Source organism: Aquimarina sediminis (genome assembly GCF_002895435.1).
In the GTDB taxonomy this organism is placed as follows: Bacteria; Bacteroidota; Bacteroidia; order Flavobacteriales; family Flavobacteriaceae; genus Aquimarina; species Aquimarina sediminis.
On sequence record NZ_POYJ01000014.1, the window covers coordinates 120178 to 136631 of the forward strand.

Genomic DNA, 16454 nt, shown 5'->3' on the forward strand with positions numbered 1-16454 from the left:
TCTATAATTCTTGAGTTAATATGGCAGTAATCGTTTTTATCCCTTCAATATAATTTCCAAGTCTTATGTTTTCATTGGGGCTATGTTGATTATTATCCTTGTTAACTGTAGGAACAATAACCGCCGGAATGTTTAGGGTATTCACAAAAGGCGAGATTGGAATTGATCCTCCACCAGTTCTTATCTGTATTGGAGTTTTACCAAAGGCTCTTATCATTGCCTTGCGAAGCCATTTGCCAATTTCAGTATCAAAATCAGTTCTAAAAGCATCATATGCAATCTGGTAATTAAACCGAATGATCTTTGGGTATTTCAAACGCTCTTCTTCAGTAGGAGTCTTATCTACAATATGGTATCCTTGCTCTATAATATGTTGCTTTACCAGATTAACCATATGTTCTGCATTGGTTTCTTTTACTAATCTAATATTCATTTCGGCAATGGCACTGGATGGTATTATTGTTCTTGTTTTGGTACCTGTCCATCCAGATTGGATGCCTAAAATTCCTAAAGAAGGGTACTGTATTGCTTCTTGGTAGGTGTCTGCGATATTATCTATAGATGCAATGCCTAGTTTTTTTCTCATTGTTATTTCATCATCAGGAACTTCATTTAAAATCTTTTTGGTCTCATCGGATAGCTTGATGCCATCATACCAACCAGGAATCGCTACTTTACCATCATCTTGCATCATAGAACTTAATAGTTGCGAGAGACGTAATGCAGGGTTAGGAATATAATTACCATAATGTCCGCTGTGCTGTGGTGCTCTTGGTCCAAAAACTTCTAATGACAAAGTGGTTATTCCTCTGGCTCCATATGCCAGAGTTGGTTGATTAGAAATATGTCGCGGACCATCAAAAATGACAAGCATATCTGATGCCAATTCTTCTTTATAATCTATTACGGCTTTGGGTAAGCGAGGTGAGCTAATTTCTTCTTCAAAATCCATGATAACTTTGATATTATAGTTAGGTTCATAGTTGTTGTCGATGATAATATCAATTGCTTTTAAAAACATAACGACAGGTCCTTTTGCATCAGAGGCAGATCTGGCAAAAAACCTCCAGTCAGGATTAATTTCACCCGTTAATTTATCTAAGGATATTGTATTCCACTGTCCGGTATTGTCTTTTTCTTTTAAAGTAGTTTGGTATGGGTTTTTCTGAAACCATTTTGTTGTATCTACTGGTTGCCCATCTATTTGAAGATAAATTAAAACTGTTTTCTTTGCGTTTTTATGTGTTCTGCTGGCTAATAATAAAGGTATTTTTTCAGTTTTGAGGTGTTTGGTAGTAAACCCACGATTTTTAAAAGCTTTTTCACACCACTCTATATTCTTTTTGATATCCTTAGGGAAATGAGCATCATTAGGTAAGCTTAAGAGGTCAATTAATTCATTAAATGAAGCTTTGGCATAGGTGAGTGAAAGATGATCAAGATTAGTGTCTTGTATTTTTTGAGCAGAAGAAAAGAATGTAAAAAGAAGAGAAGCAACTAGAGTTATATATCTATTCATAATTCAATATGTTGATGATTGTATAGTGTGAAATATGGTAAATGTATATAAAAGATTAAAAATGAATTTTTTATTTTGAAAAACCTTAACAGGTTTAAGAGTAAAGAGGTCATTGTTTTTTTAGGATCATTGGCATTTTTATTATAGATTTTTTTGAATAGTATACACTGTCAATTCTATATGCATTAAAAATTTGATCAGCTCCTTTTAGTTGTAAGCTGTCTTTTATGTAATCGATCCAGTCATATCGGTGTACTTTTGCACTGTCTAGTGATTTGATATTAGTTAAATCAGCAAAAGTCAATATGGTATGATGAAGATTGGCACGACTAAGATTAGCATAATTTAAATTTGTATCGTCCAAATTGGTGCCTTCTAAATTGGCGTTACTTAAATTAGTATAAGCCAAATTTGCATGATTTAGATCTGACCCGCTTAGATCTGCATTTCTTAAACTAGCTCCTCCCAGGCTTGCATTCTCTAAGTTAACACGTTCTAATTCGGCAGAAGCAAAATAGGAGTCTGATAAAATTTCTTCTTCCAAAAAAGTTCCATCTATTTTACTTTTTAGTAGAGAAATAAGTAATTGCCCTCTTTCTGGGCTTGAAGGTAAATCTATTAGAGTATCATTTACCAAATACCGATAAGGTTTCATCGCTCGACTAAGACTAATAATACGACCAGTGAGGGTACTGGATAGTACTTTTTTTTTGTTTTTAGAGTCTTTGAGTTCGGCATTAAGATCACTTAGCACTTCTCCCATGATAAACATTTGCGAAGATCGTCTTGAAGCTTCTGCAAGATGGGTTTGTTGTTCTATTCGTTTATTTTGATCTTGTATTTTTTGATTTTGCGTTTCGAATAATTTGTTTTGATTTAATACCAATATTGTGGTTACAATACCACCCAGACCCAAAACAAAGGAGCTCATTATTTTTAAGCCCCAATTTCTAAAATTAGACCAAAGAATATAATTTACTAATCGAGGACCAAAGAATTTGATTTTCTCTTTCTTATCATTTTCTATTGGCAATTGATCCGTAGCATGTTCTGCAACAAGCTGAATGGTTTGTTGTGTTTCTTTAAGCAGGGTTTCGAATTCTATTTCTTTCCCAAAGAAGCGTTTTATAATTCGTTTTCTAAACCACACTAGAATTACAAAAATTAGCGCTATTACTACTGCAACGGTAACCAGAATAAGAAATATAGTTTCAGAAAAGCCGCTAATTATGTCTAATGACCAGTATATAAGAAAACCAACTATAGCTCCAATGACAAGACCTAAGATTAATTTTTCATTATTACTTTTTACCCCTTTATTTTTGTGTGTCATTACTGTAGTATAGTTTTACTCTAAAATACACAAAATTGGTTAAGGATTATACAATTTCTATACGTGTAAAGTCTTTATATAGAAAGAAATGTAAGTTTAAGGAGAAAAAAAATCCCACTACAGATAAATGTAGTGGGATTTTTTATAAAAGTATTGTTGTATCGTCTAGTTATTGAGCATTACCGGCATTACTAACATCGTTACGTGTTCTCCTTCATCTAATCCATCAATAGGAGTAAGGATTCCTGCTCTGTTTGGCAGTGACATCTCTAGCTGTACATCATCTGCATTGAGATTGTTTAGCATCTCACTTAAGAAACGAGAGTTAAACCCAATTTGCATATCGTCTCCTTGATAATCACAAGTTAATCGCTCTTCTGCTTTGTTAGAGTAGTCAATATCTTCGGCAGAAATATTAAGTTCTGCTCCTGCAATTTTTAATCTAATCTGATGAGTAGTTTTGTTAGAGAATATAGATACTCGACGAACAGAGTTTAAAAACTGTGTACGGGCAATGGTTAACTTATTGGGGTTCTCTTTAGGGATTACCGCTTCATAGTTAGGATATTTACCATCGATTAGCCTACAGATTAATTGTGTCTCATCAAAAGTAAACTTGGCATTAGATTCATTATATTCAATCAATACTTCACTATCGCTTCCTGCCAAAATCCCTTTGAGTAAGTTCAACGGTTTTTTGGGCATAATAAATTCTGCTGATTGCGAAGCTTTAATATCTTCTCTGGTATATTTAACCAGTTTATGTGCATCTGTAGCAACAAATGTTAATCCTTCTGTAGAGAACTGAAAAAAGACTCCGCTCATTACTGGTCTAAGATCATCATTACCAGTTGCAAAAATTGTTTTGCTTACTGCGGTAGCAAGAACATCTCCCAATATGTTGGTGGCACTGGGATCTTCTAGTTCTACAGCTTTAGGAAACTCTTCACCATCGGCATATGCTAGGGCATATTTACCGTGATTAGAGCTTATCTCTACTGTGTTGTTGTCTGCTGCAACAAATGTTAATGGTTGTTCTGGAAAGGTTTTAAGGGTTTCTAACAATAATTTGGCAGGTACAGCGATTGTACCTTGATCAGAAGATTCTACTTCTAGTTTTGCAGACATGGTAGTTTCTAGATCAGATGCAGAAACAGCCAATGTGTTATTGTCTAATTCGAATAAAAAGTTATCTAAAATCGGGAGGGTGTTACTATTACTGATTACCCCGCCTAATACCTGTAGCTGCTTAAGTAAGTAAGAACTGGATACTATAAATTTCATATATACGTGTGACTAGTTATGTACAGTTTTACGCAAATATAATTGTAATCTTACTGGATTACGGTATCCTGAAAACCATAGTTATTAACAAACCAAGGGGAGTTATTGACTATTTTGTCAACTACTAATTCTTAATTGGTTTTATCTTTCATAAGCTTATCGGTGTAATGTGCTTTGTGTTTGGGTGTAGCAAATCGTTTTTTGTTGTAAGCAGATGATTCTCCTTTTGGGATCGACAAGCTTTTCCATTCATTACTTGCGATCATTTTTCCAAGAAATACTATTTGTCCAATATGATAGGAGTAATGTGCTAATTGACGATTGATAGCCTCTGTAATACTGTGCTCTATATTTCTAATGTAAATAGGTTGGTCAAAATTGTCTTCATCAACACTGTTTAGTGCATCAAAGAGGCATTGCCACCCTTCATCCCATTTGGATAAAAGCTCTTCTTTACTTTTGATATCATTCTCAAATTCTGCATCGCGTTGTCTCCATTCTTTTTCGCCATCTGTAGTTAAGAAGTCTGTCCATCGGGATTTCATATTTCCCCAAAGATGTTTTACAATAATAGCTATACTATTACTAGTTTCATTGTATTGCCACCAAAATTGATCCTCTGGGATTTGAGAAATTGTCTTTTCTCCAAGCGATTTATAGTATTTGAATTGTTTTTGAATTCCTTCGAGATATCCTGATGAGTTCATGATAATGTGCTTTTCTTCTAAAGATAAGATTTTTATGTTATTATAAAAGAAAGAACAATAGATGTGCTATTCCGTTTTATGAATATATGGATAGCATTAGAACAACATTTTTCGCTTTCTAACTAATAACCAAATAACCACAGGAGCACCTATTAACGAAGTAATAGCATTGATAGGAAGGGTGTATTCACTAGATGGTAATTGGGCTATACCATCGCATATTAGCATAATGATGCTTCCTAGAAGTATCACGGCAGGGATTAATGTTTTATGATCAGAAGTATGAAATAGTTGTCTGGTGAGATGAGGCACTGCTAATCCGATAAAGGCAATGGGACCGGCAAAGGCAGTACTACTACCAGCCAATAACCCTGTAGCGGTGATAATCAAAATACGACTGGTTTTTATATTAAGCCCTAGGCTTCGAGCATAGTTTTCTCCTAGAAGTAATGTGTTAAGTGGTTTTATAGAAAGAATTGCCATTAATAATCCTACTACGGATACCCCTGAGAAAACAATAACATCGAACCAAGACAGATTGCCTAAGCTGCCAAACTCCCAAAAGATATATTGCTGTAATTGATGGGCAGGAGCAAAGTAAGAAAGTACACTAACTATGGCTGTAGTGATACTACCAAACATAAGTCCAATAATAAGAATTGCCATGGTATCTCTTACTCGTATGGATACAATCATAACGGCAAATAGAACCAATACACTACCTAAGCTGGCAGCAATTACTAATCCCCATTTTGAAATCAAAAATGTAGAAACTGCCGCTACGGTAAATGTGCTGCTTAATATTAGTATTGCCACACCAAGTGTTGCCCCAGAGCTAATTCCTAACACAAAAGGCCCGGCCAGAGGGTTTCTAAACAATGTTTGCATTAGTAGACCTGCCACTCCCAAACCACTACCTACAATTATAGCGGTAACGGCTTTTGGTAATCGGTAATCTATAATGATATGTCTCCAGGATTCTTTTTCTACAGAGCCACCTACTAAGCTGTTAAGGGTGTCTAGCCAAGGGATAAATACCGAGCCTAAGCTAATGTTTGCTATAAAACAAATCACTAATACTATGGTGATACTTATAAAAACACGTTTGTATGATTTATTTGGGGTCAATCAGTTGAGTTTTTTAAAAAAATAAGGTTCGTAATTGGTTAATAGTTCGGGATGAGCAATTTTGATGATATCTTTTAGAATTAAATCGGGCCGCATAGGTCCTAATTCATAATAGATTAATCCTCCTTCGCTACCCGTCTTTAACGATGAAGAATATACGGCTTTATTTTTAAATGCGCTAAAAAGTGGATATTGATGGTTGTTTTCTTTGAGCTCACTTAATGATTTAGAAGAGCCAGAATCTATCCATAACTCTGCATTTTTTGCTTTTTCTAAAACACTTTCAAAGCTTAGTGCCATACTGCCTGCTTTTTTTGTGTCTGCCCATAGGTAAGTAGTATGTGCATCCTTTAAAAATCTTGCAATAAAACTATCACCTCCAGGAACATGCCATACATCTTTAAACATACTACCTGATAATACAGTGGGAGATGTGGTTGTATTTTGAGCAAGAGTGGTCGCTTCAAGGTATTCTTTTTTGATATTCTGAAATACATCTTCAGCTATTTTTTCTTTACCAAAAAATGCAGCAATAAATTTTATCCATTCTGCTCTTCCCAGAGGATGTTTTTCCATCCATGAACCATTCATAACAACAGGTATTCCTGTTTTTTGAATGAGATCAAATGCTTTGGTATCACCATTGGGAGTGAACCCTATTACAAGCTCTGGAGAAAGTTCAAGAACCACTTCTGTATTCAGGTTATATTCTTTTCCAAGTTCTTTGATAGCCCCATTATCAATTAGCGCACGAGTTTTTTCTGAAGAAATATAGCCTGTATTCGGAAACCCAACCAATTTTTGTTCAAGATTCATATACTCCAGCATAGGGATATCTGTGGTAGAAGTAACAACAACTCTTTCTATTGGTACTTCTATAAAAATAGCATTAGAGGATACGGCAGGTTTTGGGGTTCCTTTAGGGTGTAGTATGTAAACAAGCTCTTCTTTTGCATCTGGCCATGGGGTAGTAACCTTAATTTCTTTATACTCTCTTTTATTCTGAATCGTAAATCCAGATGCGTATTCAATCTTTTGAGGAGCAAGATACATTACCGTAAGTGGTGTGGTATCTTTTGAAGCTTTTTTGCATGAAATACTTATTAAGAGAATAAATAAAACGATAAGGGGACTACGCATAGCTATTTTTTTTTGTAAAAATAGTAAATCGAGGTAAGTTTAATGATTATAACTTTTGTTAAGTATGTCTTGTCCTGAAATAGGTTTACACTAACAGTGTAAACCTATTTCAGGACAAGACAGGGGGTAGAGCCCTCTTAGGAGGGGGGTAGCCCCCTTAGTTAGGTAGTTCGAACTGGTTAGATACCCTTTTGATCTGGTTCGTTACCGCTTCGAAGTGGTAGTTTAGCCCCTTGTTTCTGGTTATTTAGCCTTTCGATGTGGTTGATTACCGCTTCGAAATGGTATTTTGGGTGGTACTGGGGCTAAGAATGGAGGTTGGTATCGGTTATTTACCACTTCGTATCACCTCAGAACCGCTTCGAATAGTTATTTGAGTAGAAACTGTGGGTTTATAGGTAAGTTATCCTCTAGATTGTAAACACTTCTCCATACGAAACCTTGATATCAAAAGAATCTTTGAGATCGACTTGCTGTATATGTGCAAGCAATGCTCTTATGGGACCAGCATGAGTTACAATGATAATTTTTTCTTCAGAGGGATGATCTAGAGAGTTGTAGAAATCCAGAATTCTTTGTTGTAACATAATATATGACTCTCCATTAGGAACTTGTATTGTAACAAAGTCTTCCATCCAGGGATCGAGTTCTTTCTGATCTATCTCATTCCAGGCTCTTAACTCCCAGTCTCCAAAATCCATTTCTTTAAGCCTACGATCAAATATAACAGGCATGTCAAATGTTTTGGCTAATAGTTTACATCGTTGCAATGGGCTGCTATACACCTTAGAGATTTCAGAAACGGGGATATGTTGATGTATTTTTTTTACTTCATCAGAAAAAGTGTCTGTTATACCTATATCGCTTTGCCCATAGCAGATTCCTTTTTCGATATTGGGAGTTGTATGTCTTACCAGATATATTTCCATAGGGCTACCATTGATAGATAAAATATAACTTCACTTAGTTGTTGTACTGCTCCAGCACAATCCCCTGTTTGCCCGCCAATCCATTTTTTAAATTTAACTCCCAAGAATATTTTTGACAAATACATAGGGATCAAGGTAATGAATATCCAGGGGTTTTTGAAAAATAGTAAAGGGGCAATGCCTAACACCCCACTTATTAGTAACGAGTAGATACTCATACTTTTTGCAGCAGGTTTGGCTTTGCTATCATCTGTATCTCTTACATAAGGATGGGTATAGATTAATGTAGTGGCTATAAAACGACTTAGGCTATGTCCAGAGATTAATACTAAAGGAATATAAGATATTTCAGTTTCTCTTAGAGATGCAAACTTAATAGCTAATAGTAGTACTAACCCGATGGTACCATAGGTACCTAATCGAGAATCTTTCATGATAAGAAGTATTTTTTCTTTGGTCCATCCTCCTCCAAAACCATCACATACATCGGCAAAGCCATCTTCGTGAAATGCTCCTGTGATATAAATTGTAGCAGCCATGGATAACAAAAGAGAGAGCTCTACAGAAAACACAAAAGAAGCTCCGTAAAAAACAAGTGCCCCAATACCACCAACAAGAATACCAACAAGAGAGAAATATCTAGTACTAAGTTTTAAATATTCGGGATCATGATCTACCCATTTTGGACAAGGGATACGGGTAAAAAACATCAATGCTGTAAAAAAGATATGGATTTCTCTTTTCATGAGTTACTTAAAATTAATGTCTAGGGCAGAATCCTCAACGAGATACTGCCACCACGGAATCAAAGAACCTATAATAAGTATAATTGCCAGAATTATCCCGATACCTCCGACTTTATTCTTTTTTAGAAATGAAATAATTCCAAAATACAGGCTTAGTAGCCCAATACAAACTGAAACCATTCTAAAGGTTTTGGCAATTGTAAAGATATACGAATTTAATTCTGAAATGTTTTTTGACAATTCGTTTGATGCTTGGTATTGCCTGGATAAATCTATACTAAACCAATACACAAAGTATATTCCGATTATAGCGATAACAATAGATAAGATCCCTTTTTGCATGGTAGTATATTATTTATTACCAGAGACTCCGGCACTTTCAAAACTAGCCATATTATTTAAGAACGCCACTGCAGATTCTATAATTGGATACGCTACAGCTATTCCTGTTCCTTCTCCTAGGCGCATGCCGAGGTTAATCAGCGGCTTTTTGCCTAGGAAATCATGCATCTTATGATGTCCTTGTTCTTCAGAGGTATGTGCAAAAATGCAATAATCTAATACATTTTTGTTTATAGCATGTGCAGCTAATAGAGCGGCAGTAACGATAAACCCATCGATAACAATTGTCATCCTAAGTTCAGCAGCTTTTAGGATAGCTCCGGTAATCATAGCAATCTCAAACCCACCATATGTTGCTAATGCTTCAAGTGGCGAGGCAGGATTATAGTTTTGATACACCTCTGATAAGATATGTTGCTTAGTTTTAATTGCTTCGGTATCAAGTCCTGTCCCAGAACCTACACATTCTGTTATTGGTGTATTCGTATAGTAACTCATCAGTAAAGACGCAGAAGAAGTATTACCTATTCCCATTTCACCAAAGCCTATAATATTGCTGCCTTTTTGATACGTTTTGACAACAAGATTAGCCCCTTGATCAATAGCCTTGTTACACTGTGCTATGGTCATAGCGGGTTGTTCCTGATAATTTTGTGTTCCATAATCAATTTTGGCATCAATTATGCCCGATATACCTTCAAAATTATGATTTACTCCGGCATCTACAATGGTAAGCCCAATATTGTGTTGTTTGCAAAAAACATTGATCGCTGCACCCTGATTTACAAAATTGTATACCATCTGCGCTGTAACTTCTTGAGGATAAGGGTTGACTTCTCCTTTTTTTGCAATACCGTGATCACCCGCAAAAACAAAAATCGTAGGTTGTTGCAGGCTAGGTTGATCTGTATTTTGAATCATACCTATTTGCAAAGCTATTTTTTCTAGAGTGCCCAATGCACCAATGGGCTTGGTTTTATTATCAATCTTGGATTGAATGGTTTCTTTTAGGGTTTTGTCTAAAACAGCTTGTATAGTAAAGTTCATCGGGTTGTTAGTTATTTTGTGTTTTTGATTTCTACCGGAATACCAGAAACCATGAGAGTTGCTCTATCCGCATGTTTGGCAATATGCTGATTCATCCACCCTTGTAGTTCTGTGAATTTTCTACCTACTTCAGTAGTGGCATGAACTCCCATTCCTATTTCATTAGAAATGATAATTAATGTAGCATTAATGGTAAGTAGTTTGTCAAATTCTTCTTTAGCTTGTGATAATGAAGCTTTAATATCATTTTTGGTATCTACAAAATAATTAGTAAGCCAAAGGGTAACACAATCTATAACCACTACAGTATGATCAGGGATTACTTTTGAAATTTCTTTTTCTTCTTCAATAGAAGTCCATCTCTTATCGCGTTCGGCAATATGCCTGTCAATACGTTGCCGGTGATTATCATCCCATACGCGAGAAGTTGCCAAATAATAAGGTGAGTCAGAAAGCTGCAATGCCAGATCCTGAGCATAGCTACTTTTACCAGACCGTTCTCCTCCTGTTATATAATACAACATCCAAATTGTTTTTTAAAAGAAGACAAAGGTAATTGTATAAATCTTTTTTTTGTTAAAGTAAACTCAAATTACTTAAAATATAATACATTCGCGCTGAATTTTGGTTTTGATATTCCCCTCAGGGAGTAGAGGATTAAAAGGGAATCAGGTGAAATGAAGTGTAATAGTAAAGATTTAGATTTTTTCTTTTATAAGGTGCTTTAATATTCCTGAGCTGTTCCCGCAACTGTAAGCTTAGCTTATTCTGTATTGATGTGTAAGAACATTAGTATTATAAGTGTTTGCCGTTACTACTTTAATAAACCACTATACGATAGAAACAAGAATTTTATCTTATGGGAAGGTAAACGACAAGACGCAAGCCAGGAGACCTGCCATTATTCGATGAAGTCAAACTTTCGGGACAAGGGTTTGGGTATGGGTAAACTACATACTTTTTTCCGGTAACTGTAAAAAATAAGTATTTAAGTAATGAACAAAAAAGTATTTTTTGGAGCAACATTTTTGATGTTGGGGTCTTCTTTTGTATTTGGACAGGAAATTCAAATAGACGAGAAGGTTAATGAACTTGATGAAGTGGTTATATCTGATTCTAAGTTTAAACTAAAACGTGAGCAAAGCGGTAAGGTAATTACCAAAATTACTGCCGAAGAACTAGAACGTAGCCAGGGATTATCAGTGGCAACGGTATTAACAAGGTCGGCAGGACTATTTATCAATGGTAGTGGTAGTGCTGCAGGACAGAACCTTGGTGTTTATGTACGTGGGGGGCGCAATCGCCAGGTAGTAATTAGAATAGATGGGGTAACTGTTAGTGATCCTTCGTCTTCTGCCGGGGATTTTGATTTAAGATTATTATCAGTAAATCAAATAAAGGAAATCGAAATCCTTAAAGGAGCATCGAGTACCTTATATGGATCTGGAGCCGCCGCTGCCGTAATTAACATTACGACAAAGGCAGAGAGTAAAAACAAAATATCAGCCAATTTTCAATCGAGTATCGGAACTAACCAGTCTCAGGAAGATCAAGATTATGATGTGAACGAGTTTGTAAACCTGGCTTCTATAAATGGAACCCTGGGTAAAGTAAGTTACCTGGCTAGTGTTGGAAATCAATTTAGTGACGGGTTGTCGGCAGCAGAAGCTGAAGGAGCAGAGAGTGACGCGTTTTCAAAATTTAATGTATACGCCAAGCTTGGGTATAAATGGAATTCGAATTTTAAGTTTCATGTTTTTGGAAATATAGATCAGTTTAAAAATGACTTTGATGCAGGAGCAGGAGTAGATGGTGATAATCAATTCGACAGCCAACAACTTCGGGTTGGATCTTTCTGGGAAATGAAATATCCTAATGGTAGTTTTATATTTACCAATAGTTATGCATCTATAGAAAGAGATCTTACTCAGTCTAGTTTTCCTTCAAAATATGAAGGAAAGGTACATACCTTTGATGCGTATAATAAATACACGTTTAATAATACATTGCATACTGTTATAGGGGCTAATGGCTCGTATAGTGATTTTAGCCTTCAAAATATTCCTTTTGGTGGTATTCGTTTGCAAGAAGCTATTAGTGATAATGATGCAGAGTTTGATATTATAGATCCTTATGTAAATCTTGTATATGCTTCAGACTTTGGGTTAAATATTAATGCCGGTGCGAGATTAAACATTCATAGTGTTTATGATAATCAAATGGTATATAACATAAACCCATCTTATACCTATACCTTTGATAATAGTTATATTAAGGGGTTAGCTTCTTATAGTACAGCCTATATTACTCCATCTTTGTTCCAATTGTATGACACAGCCTTCTTTTCTGGTAATCCTGATTTGGAGCCAGAAGAAAGTACTACTATAGAAGGAGGAGTTGAATTCTCACATCAAAAGAACGCAACAGTAAGTATAGTATATTTTAACAGGAAATCAGAAAACTTCATCACCTTTGATCCTACTACTTTTGTAAATGTAAATTCAATCAATGATATCGAAGTAGATGGAGTAGAACTAGAGGCTTCTGCAAAACTATTAGATGACAAACTATCGGTTAGCGGAAACTATACCTATACTAATATTCATAAATTAGATGATAATATTAGAATTCCGGAGCATATGATTAATGCTAGTGTAGGATATCAATTAGGAGAAAAAACATATACATCTGTAAGTTATCAGTATAATACAGAGCGAGGAGATAATGATTTTTCAAACCTCGATCCTGTTACTTTTGCCCCAACCAGAGTTTCTTTGGATGGTTATGGATTACTTGATTTTTATATTAGCCATCAGCTATTAAAAAATCTTAGCGTTTATGCTTCAATGAATAATATTACTAACGAAGATTATCAGGAGATCTTTGGATTTAGTACCAGAGGAAGAAATGCTCGAATAGGGTTTAACTTAGAGTTCTAATAATTAAAACATATTACCTCTTACTAATACGTAAAAGAGGCTATCTAAAAATCAATTTTTTAGATAGCCTCTTTTTGTTTTAAAGAACGTATTTTATTTATTGTATAGAAAGATCTGTATCCTGATCATGATACATGCGCTCATAATTAGGATTAAACATTTTACTGTTTCCTATACTTTCAAGTTGTACTGTGTTATAATTTTTAGAAGTTCTGGTTCCTAGTATATTATCTAAGGCAGCTTTGAGGACAGGTTCGTTCTCATCTCCAAGTGTTCCTAGATTAGAGTAGTCTTCTTCAATTTCTATATCTGGAGCAAATCCATCAAAATAATCTGTAGCACCAGCAGAGTTTATTGATTTTAATACTAATGGCTGCATAGCATATGTATGTCCGGGATCAGCATTTTGTCTTCCAAAATTGTCAGAATCATATAACGTAATAGATGCCTGAAATTTTCCTCTTGTTGTAGAACCTACCTGTATGATGTTTATATAAGGATCGAGCCCGCTAATAACTAATTCACTGGCAGAAGCAGAACTTCTCGTAGTTAAAATATACACTCTGGTTAAATTTAGATTATTGATAGCTTCACCTGTTCTTATTTTATCATCAAAATGATTGGTTCCTCCAAATTGTTCCTGTCGATCAGCATTCCATTGTTCTGTAGTAAACACTTGCCCATTATATTGTCCTGTTATCATACTGGATAGATCAATTGCAGTAGTAACAGATCCACCACCATTATATCGCACATCCAATACCAGATCGGTTACACCATCAGATTTAAATTTTGCGAAAGCTGCATTAAGTTGTGCATCAAAATCAGCAGTAAAAGAGTTATACATTAAGTACCCAACAGGGCTACCTCCCACATCAATAGTCTTTGATACAAAAACAGGGTTTTCTGTATATTGTACTTTGGTAAGCGCTACAGAAGATCCCGTAGCCGTAACATTGGTGCCATCAAAAGTGGCTAGTCCTATTGTATAACTATCAGGAGCCAAGAGTTGACTAAAGTTTTGATCTGTGATCTGTGTGCCATCAATTGTACTAAAAATATCACCTCTTTTGATCCCTTTGGAGGCTGCATCTGTATTTGGCAGTACATATCTCACATATCCAAATACCAAAGATTCGTTATTAGGATAGCGTACTAGACCATACTCCATACCATTATTTCTGGTAATCCCATCAAAGGCTTGTTCTAATGCGATGTAATCATCTACTATCCAGCTAAACTGATCAACTTTGACTGTCCCCGATCCCGAAGAAACAGTCTCTTGGGTCAGTAATTTGTTAAACATATCTTCTGGTGTAGCCGAGGCATTAAGAAAATTGGTGAAGTCCTGATTTGTTGCAAAACGATTATCTGCCAGGTCAGGAACATCAGCTTTATACAAGTAGAAAGTATTTAATCCTTTCCATATAAAGTCATTAATCTCGGTAGTGCCAGAAACACGTACAACATCATCGCTATCATCAAAACAAGAGGTGAACATACCACCAACAAAAAGGAATAATGCAAAATACTTTAGGTATTTCATAGGCTTAATTTTTTTTGTATTTATGTGTTATTATGAAATGCACCAATAATCATTCCAGTTACAATTAATATAATATTATTGGGTTACTCCGTTAGTATAAAGCGATAAATGTAACTACTTTATTATAATTTTAAAAAAGAATGTAACAAATTATATAGGTAGTCGTCTCCCTTATATAAAGCTGACATAAAGTTTTATAAAACCACCAATCAAAAATGAAAGAACGAGCATTTATAACGCTTACAAACGGATTTAAAGATAAGCTTTTTAGACTAGCCAAACGTTTGCTTGTAAGTAATGAAGAAGCAGAAGACGCTACACAAGAGGTGTTGTTGAAACTGTGGAGGAATAAAAAGAAAATGGCAGAATACAAAAACGTAGAGGCTTTTGCCATGACAATGACCAAAAATTATTGTTATGATAAGCTTAAAGCAAAGGATTCTGGAAACCTAAAAATTGTACATAGCAATTATAAGGATGAGCGACCTTCGCTACAAAGAGAAGTAGAAGCCAAAGATAGTTTGGATTGGGTAGGCAAGATTATGAATGATCTGCCAGAACAACAACGAACAGTTATCCAGCTTAGGGATATCGAACAATATAACAACGCAGAGATTGCTGATATGCTCGGACTTAATGAAACATCAGTTAGAGTAGCATTATCAAGAGGAAGAAAAAAAATTAGAGAAGAATTATTAAAAAAACACAATTATGGAATTGTCTAATATTGAAAAATTACTAGAAAAGTATTTCGAAGGCGAAACGACCATTTCTGAAGAAAAAGAATTAAAGGTTTATTTTACCAGAGAAACTGTGCCGGCACACCTAGAGAGATACAAAAGTCTGTTTGAGTATTTTTCTGAAGAAAGTACCATAACAGCTACCAGAGATCTAAAGTTAGAAACCAAAAGAAAACCTAGACTAGCCTGGATTGGTGTTGCTGCATCAGTTGCTTTGATCGCAGGAATATTCTTAACAAGAACCACTCCGGCTGAACCTAAAGACACTTTTGAAGATCCCGAAATAGCACTTCAGGAAACCAAAAAAATCCTCAATATGGTTTCTCAATTAATGAACGGAGGTAAAAAAGAGTTGAAATACTTGAACGAGTTCGAGAATACAACCAATAGATTATTAAAATAAAAAATTAACAACAAACTCTGAAAAACTGTTTCTAAAACAGGTCTAGTAGGGTATTAAATTTAAATATCATGAAAAAAATAGCATTTATTTTAGCCTTTGCAGTATTACCATATGTATCAATGGCACAAAGTAACTTTGATAAGTATGAAAACATGAAAGATGTGTCTTCTGTAGTGGTAACGAGCAAAATGTTTAAGCTATTAAGCAAATTAGAATTAGATAGTGATGATGCCGAAGTAAAAGAATATATGAATCTTGTAGAAAATATAAAGAACATTAAAGTATTTGCTACAGAAAATAAAGGAGTAGGACAAAAGATGAAAGCAGATGTAACTGCTTATCTTAAGAAAAATTCTTCTATGGAAGAGCTAATGAGAATAAATAGCGATGGGAAAAATGTTAGATTTTATTCTAAGCCCGGTAGAGATGATGATCATGTAAGCGAGTTGTTTATGTTTCTGGATGGAGTAAAAGAACGTGGTGATGGTCCAAACACAGTAGTGCTTACCATTACAGGAGATATTGATCTAAAGCAAGTTTCTAAAATCGCTGACCACCTTAATGTACCAGGAGGCGAAGAACTAAAAAATGTAAAGAAGAAAGGAAACTAATATCATATTAGTAGACCCGAAAACAAACATCTTCTTGCTA

16 protein-coding genes and 1 riboswitch are annotated in these 16454 nt (G+C 35.1%); of the genes, 4 read left to right on the top strand and 12 right to left on the bottom strand.

Going from position 1 to position 16454, the window contains the following annotated elements:
• Position 1 precedes the first annotated feature (1 nt).
• From C1X07_RS22100 to C1X07_RS22150, 11 genes are all read right to left on the bottom strand, one after another.
• Positions 2–1519: a M20/M25/M40 family metallo-hydrolase gene (locus tag C1X07_RS22100; protein WP_103072225.1), complete on the bottom strand. Its 1518-nt coding sequence runs from the start codon at positions 1517–1519 to the stop codon at positions 2–4.
• A 109-nt stretch (positions 1520–1628) separates the two neighbouring features.
• Positions 1629–2852 carry a pentapeptide repeat-containing protein gene (locus C1X07_RS22105; protein ID WP_103072226.1) on the bottom strand — a complete coding sequence of 408 codons (1224 nt, stop codon included), beginning with the start codon at positions 2850–2852 and terminating at the stop codon, positions 1629–1631.
• Between the two features lie 165 nt (positions 2853–3017).
• On the bottom strand, positions 3018–4136 hold the full coding sequence (dnaN, locus tag C1X07_RS22110; protein ID WP_103072227.1) for a DNA polymerase III subunit beta: 1119 nt from the start codon (positions 4134–4136) through the stop codon (positions 3018–3020).
• A gap of 131 nt (positions 4137–4267) precedes the next feature.
• Positions 4268–4843, bottom strand: a complete 576-nt coding sequence (locus C1X07_RS22115; RefSeq protein ID WP_103072228.1) for a DUF1572 family protein — start codon at positions 4841–4843, stop codon at positions 4268–4270.
• A 96-nt stretch (positions 4844–4939) separates the two neighbouring features.
• Positions 4940–5971, bottom strand: coding sequence for a FecCD family ABC transporter permease (locus tag C1X07_RS22120; protein ID WP_103072229.1), 1032 nt, complete (start codon positions 5969–5971; stop codon positions 4940–4942).
• Positions 5972–7111, bottom strand: a complete 1140-nt coding sequence (locus C1X07_RS22125; protein WP_103072230.1) for an ABC transporter substrate-binding protein — start codon at positions 7109–7111, stop codon at positions 5972–5974.
• Between the two features lie 410 nt (positions 7112–7521).
• The gene (gene cobC, locus C1X07_RS22130) at positions 7522–8040 is read right to left on the bottom strand and encodes an alpha-ribazole phosphatase (protein ID WP_103072231.1); all 519 of its coding nucleotides are present in this window, start codon (positions 8038–8040) and stop codon (positions 7522–7524) included.
• Positions 8022–8786, bottom strand: coding sequence for an adenosylcobinamide-GDP ribazoletransferase (locus C1X07_RS22135; protein ID WP_103072232.1), 765 nt, complete (start codon positions 8784–8786; stop codon positions 8022–8024). The genes cobC and C1X07_RS22135 overlap by 19 nt, the downstream gene beginning before the upstream one ends.
• A 3-nt stretch (positions 8787–8789) precedes the next feature.
• Positions 8790–9128 carry a hypothetical protein gene (locus tag C1X07_RS22140; protein ID WP_103072233.1) on the bottom strand — a complete coding sequence of 113 codons (339 nt, stop codon included), beginning with the start codon at positions 9126–9128 and terminating at the stop codon, positions 8790–8792.
• 9 nt (positions 9129–9137) lie between these two features.
• A complete protein-coding gene (cobT, locus tag C1X07_RS22145) occupies positions 9138–10175 on the bottom strand; it encodes a nicotinate-nucleotide--dimethylbenzimidazole phosphoribosyltransferase (protein ID WP_103072234.1) in 1038 nt (345 codons plus the stop codon).
• A gap of 11 nt (positions 10176–10186) precedes the next feature.
• Positions 10187–10699, bottom strand: a complete 513-nt coding sequence (locus tag C1X07_RS22150) for a bifunctional adenosylcobinamide kinase/adenosylcobinamide-phosphate guanylyltransferase (RefSeq protein ID WP_103072235.1) — start codon at positions 10697–10699, stop codon at positions 10187–10189.
• Between the two features lie 84 nt (positions 10700–10783).
• Positions 10784–11092: riboswitch (cobalamin riboswitch) on the top strand.
• Positions 11093–11170: 78 nt separating this feature from the next.
• Between C1X07_RS22150 and C1X07_RS22155 the strand changes: the two genes are divergently transcribed.
• Positions 11171–13114 carry a TonB-dependent receptor plug domain-containing protein gene (locus C1X07_RS22155; protein WP_103072236.1) on the top strand — a complete coding sequence of 648 codons (1944 nt, stop codon included), beginning with the start codon at positions 11171–11173 and terminating at the stop codon, positions 13112–13114.
• Between the two features lie 97 nt (positions 13115–13211).
• Here C1X07_RS22155 and C1X07_RS22160 read toward each other — a convergent pair whose 3' ends face one another.
• Positions 13212–14660 carry a S41 family peptidase gene (locus C1X07_RS22160; RefSeq protein ID WP_103072237.1) on the bottom strand — a complete coding sequence of 483 codons (1449 nt, stop codon included), beginning with the start codon at positions 14658–14660 and terminating at the stop codon, positions 13212–13214.
• A 215-nt stretch (positions 14661–14875) separates the two neighbouring features.
• Here C1X07_RS22160 and C1X07_RS22165 point away from each other — a divergent pair, with 215 nt between their 5' ends.
• From C1X07_RS22165 to C1X07_RS22175, 3 genes are all read left to right on the top strand, one after another.
• Positions 14876–15385 carry an RNA polymerase sigma factor gene (locus tag C1X07_RS22165; protein ID WP_103072238.1) on the top strand — a complete coding sequence of 170 codons (510 nt, stop codon included), beginning with the start codon at positions 14876–14878 and terminating at the stop codon, positions 15383–15385.
• Positions 15372–15803, top strand: coding sequence for a hypothetical protein (locus C1X07_RS22170; protein WP_103072239.1), 432 nt, complete (start codon positions 15372–15374; stop codon positions 15801–15803). Before C1X07_RS22165 ends, C1X07_RS22170 begins: the two co-directional genes overlap by 14 nt.
• Positions 15804–15871: 68 nt before the next feature.
• Positions 15872–16414 (top strand): DUF4252 domain-containing protein, encoded by a 543-nt coding sequence (locus C1X07_RS22175; RefSeq protein ID WP_103072240.1) that lies wholly within the window; start codon positions 15872–15874, stop codon positions 16412–16414.
• Positions 16415–16454: the final 40 nt, after the last annotated feature.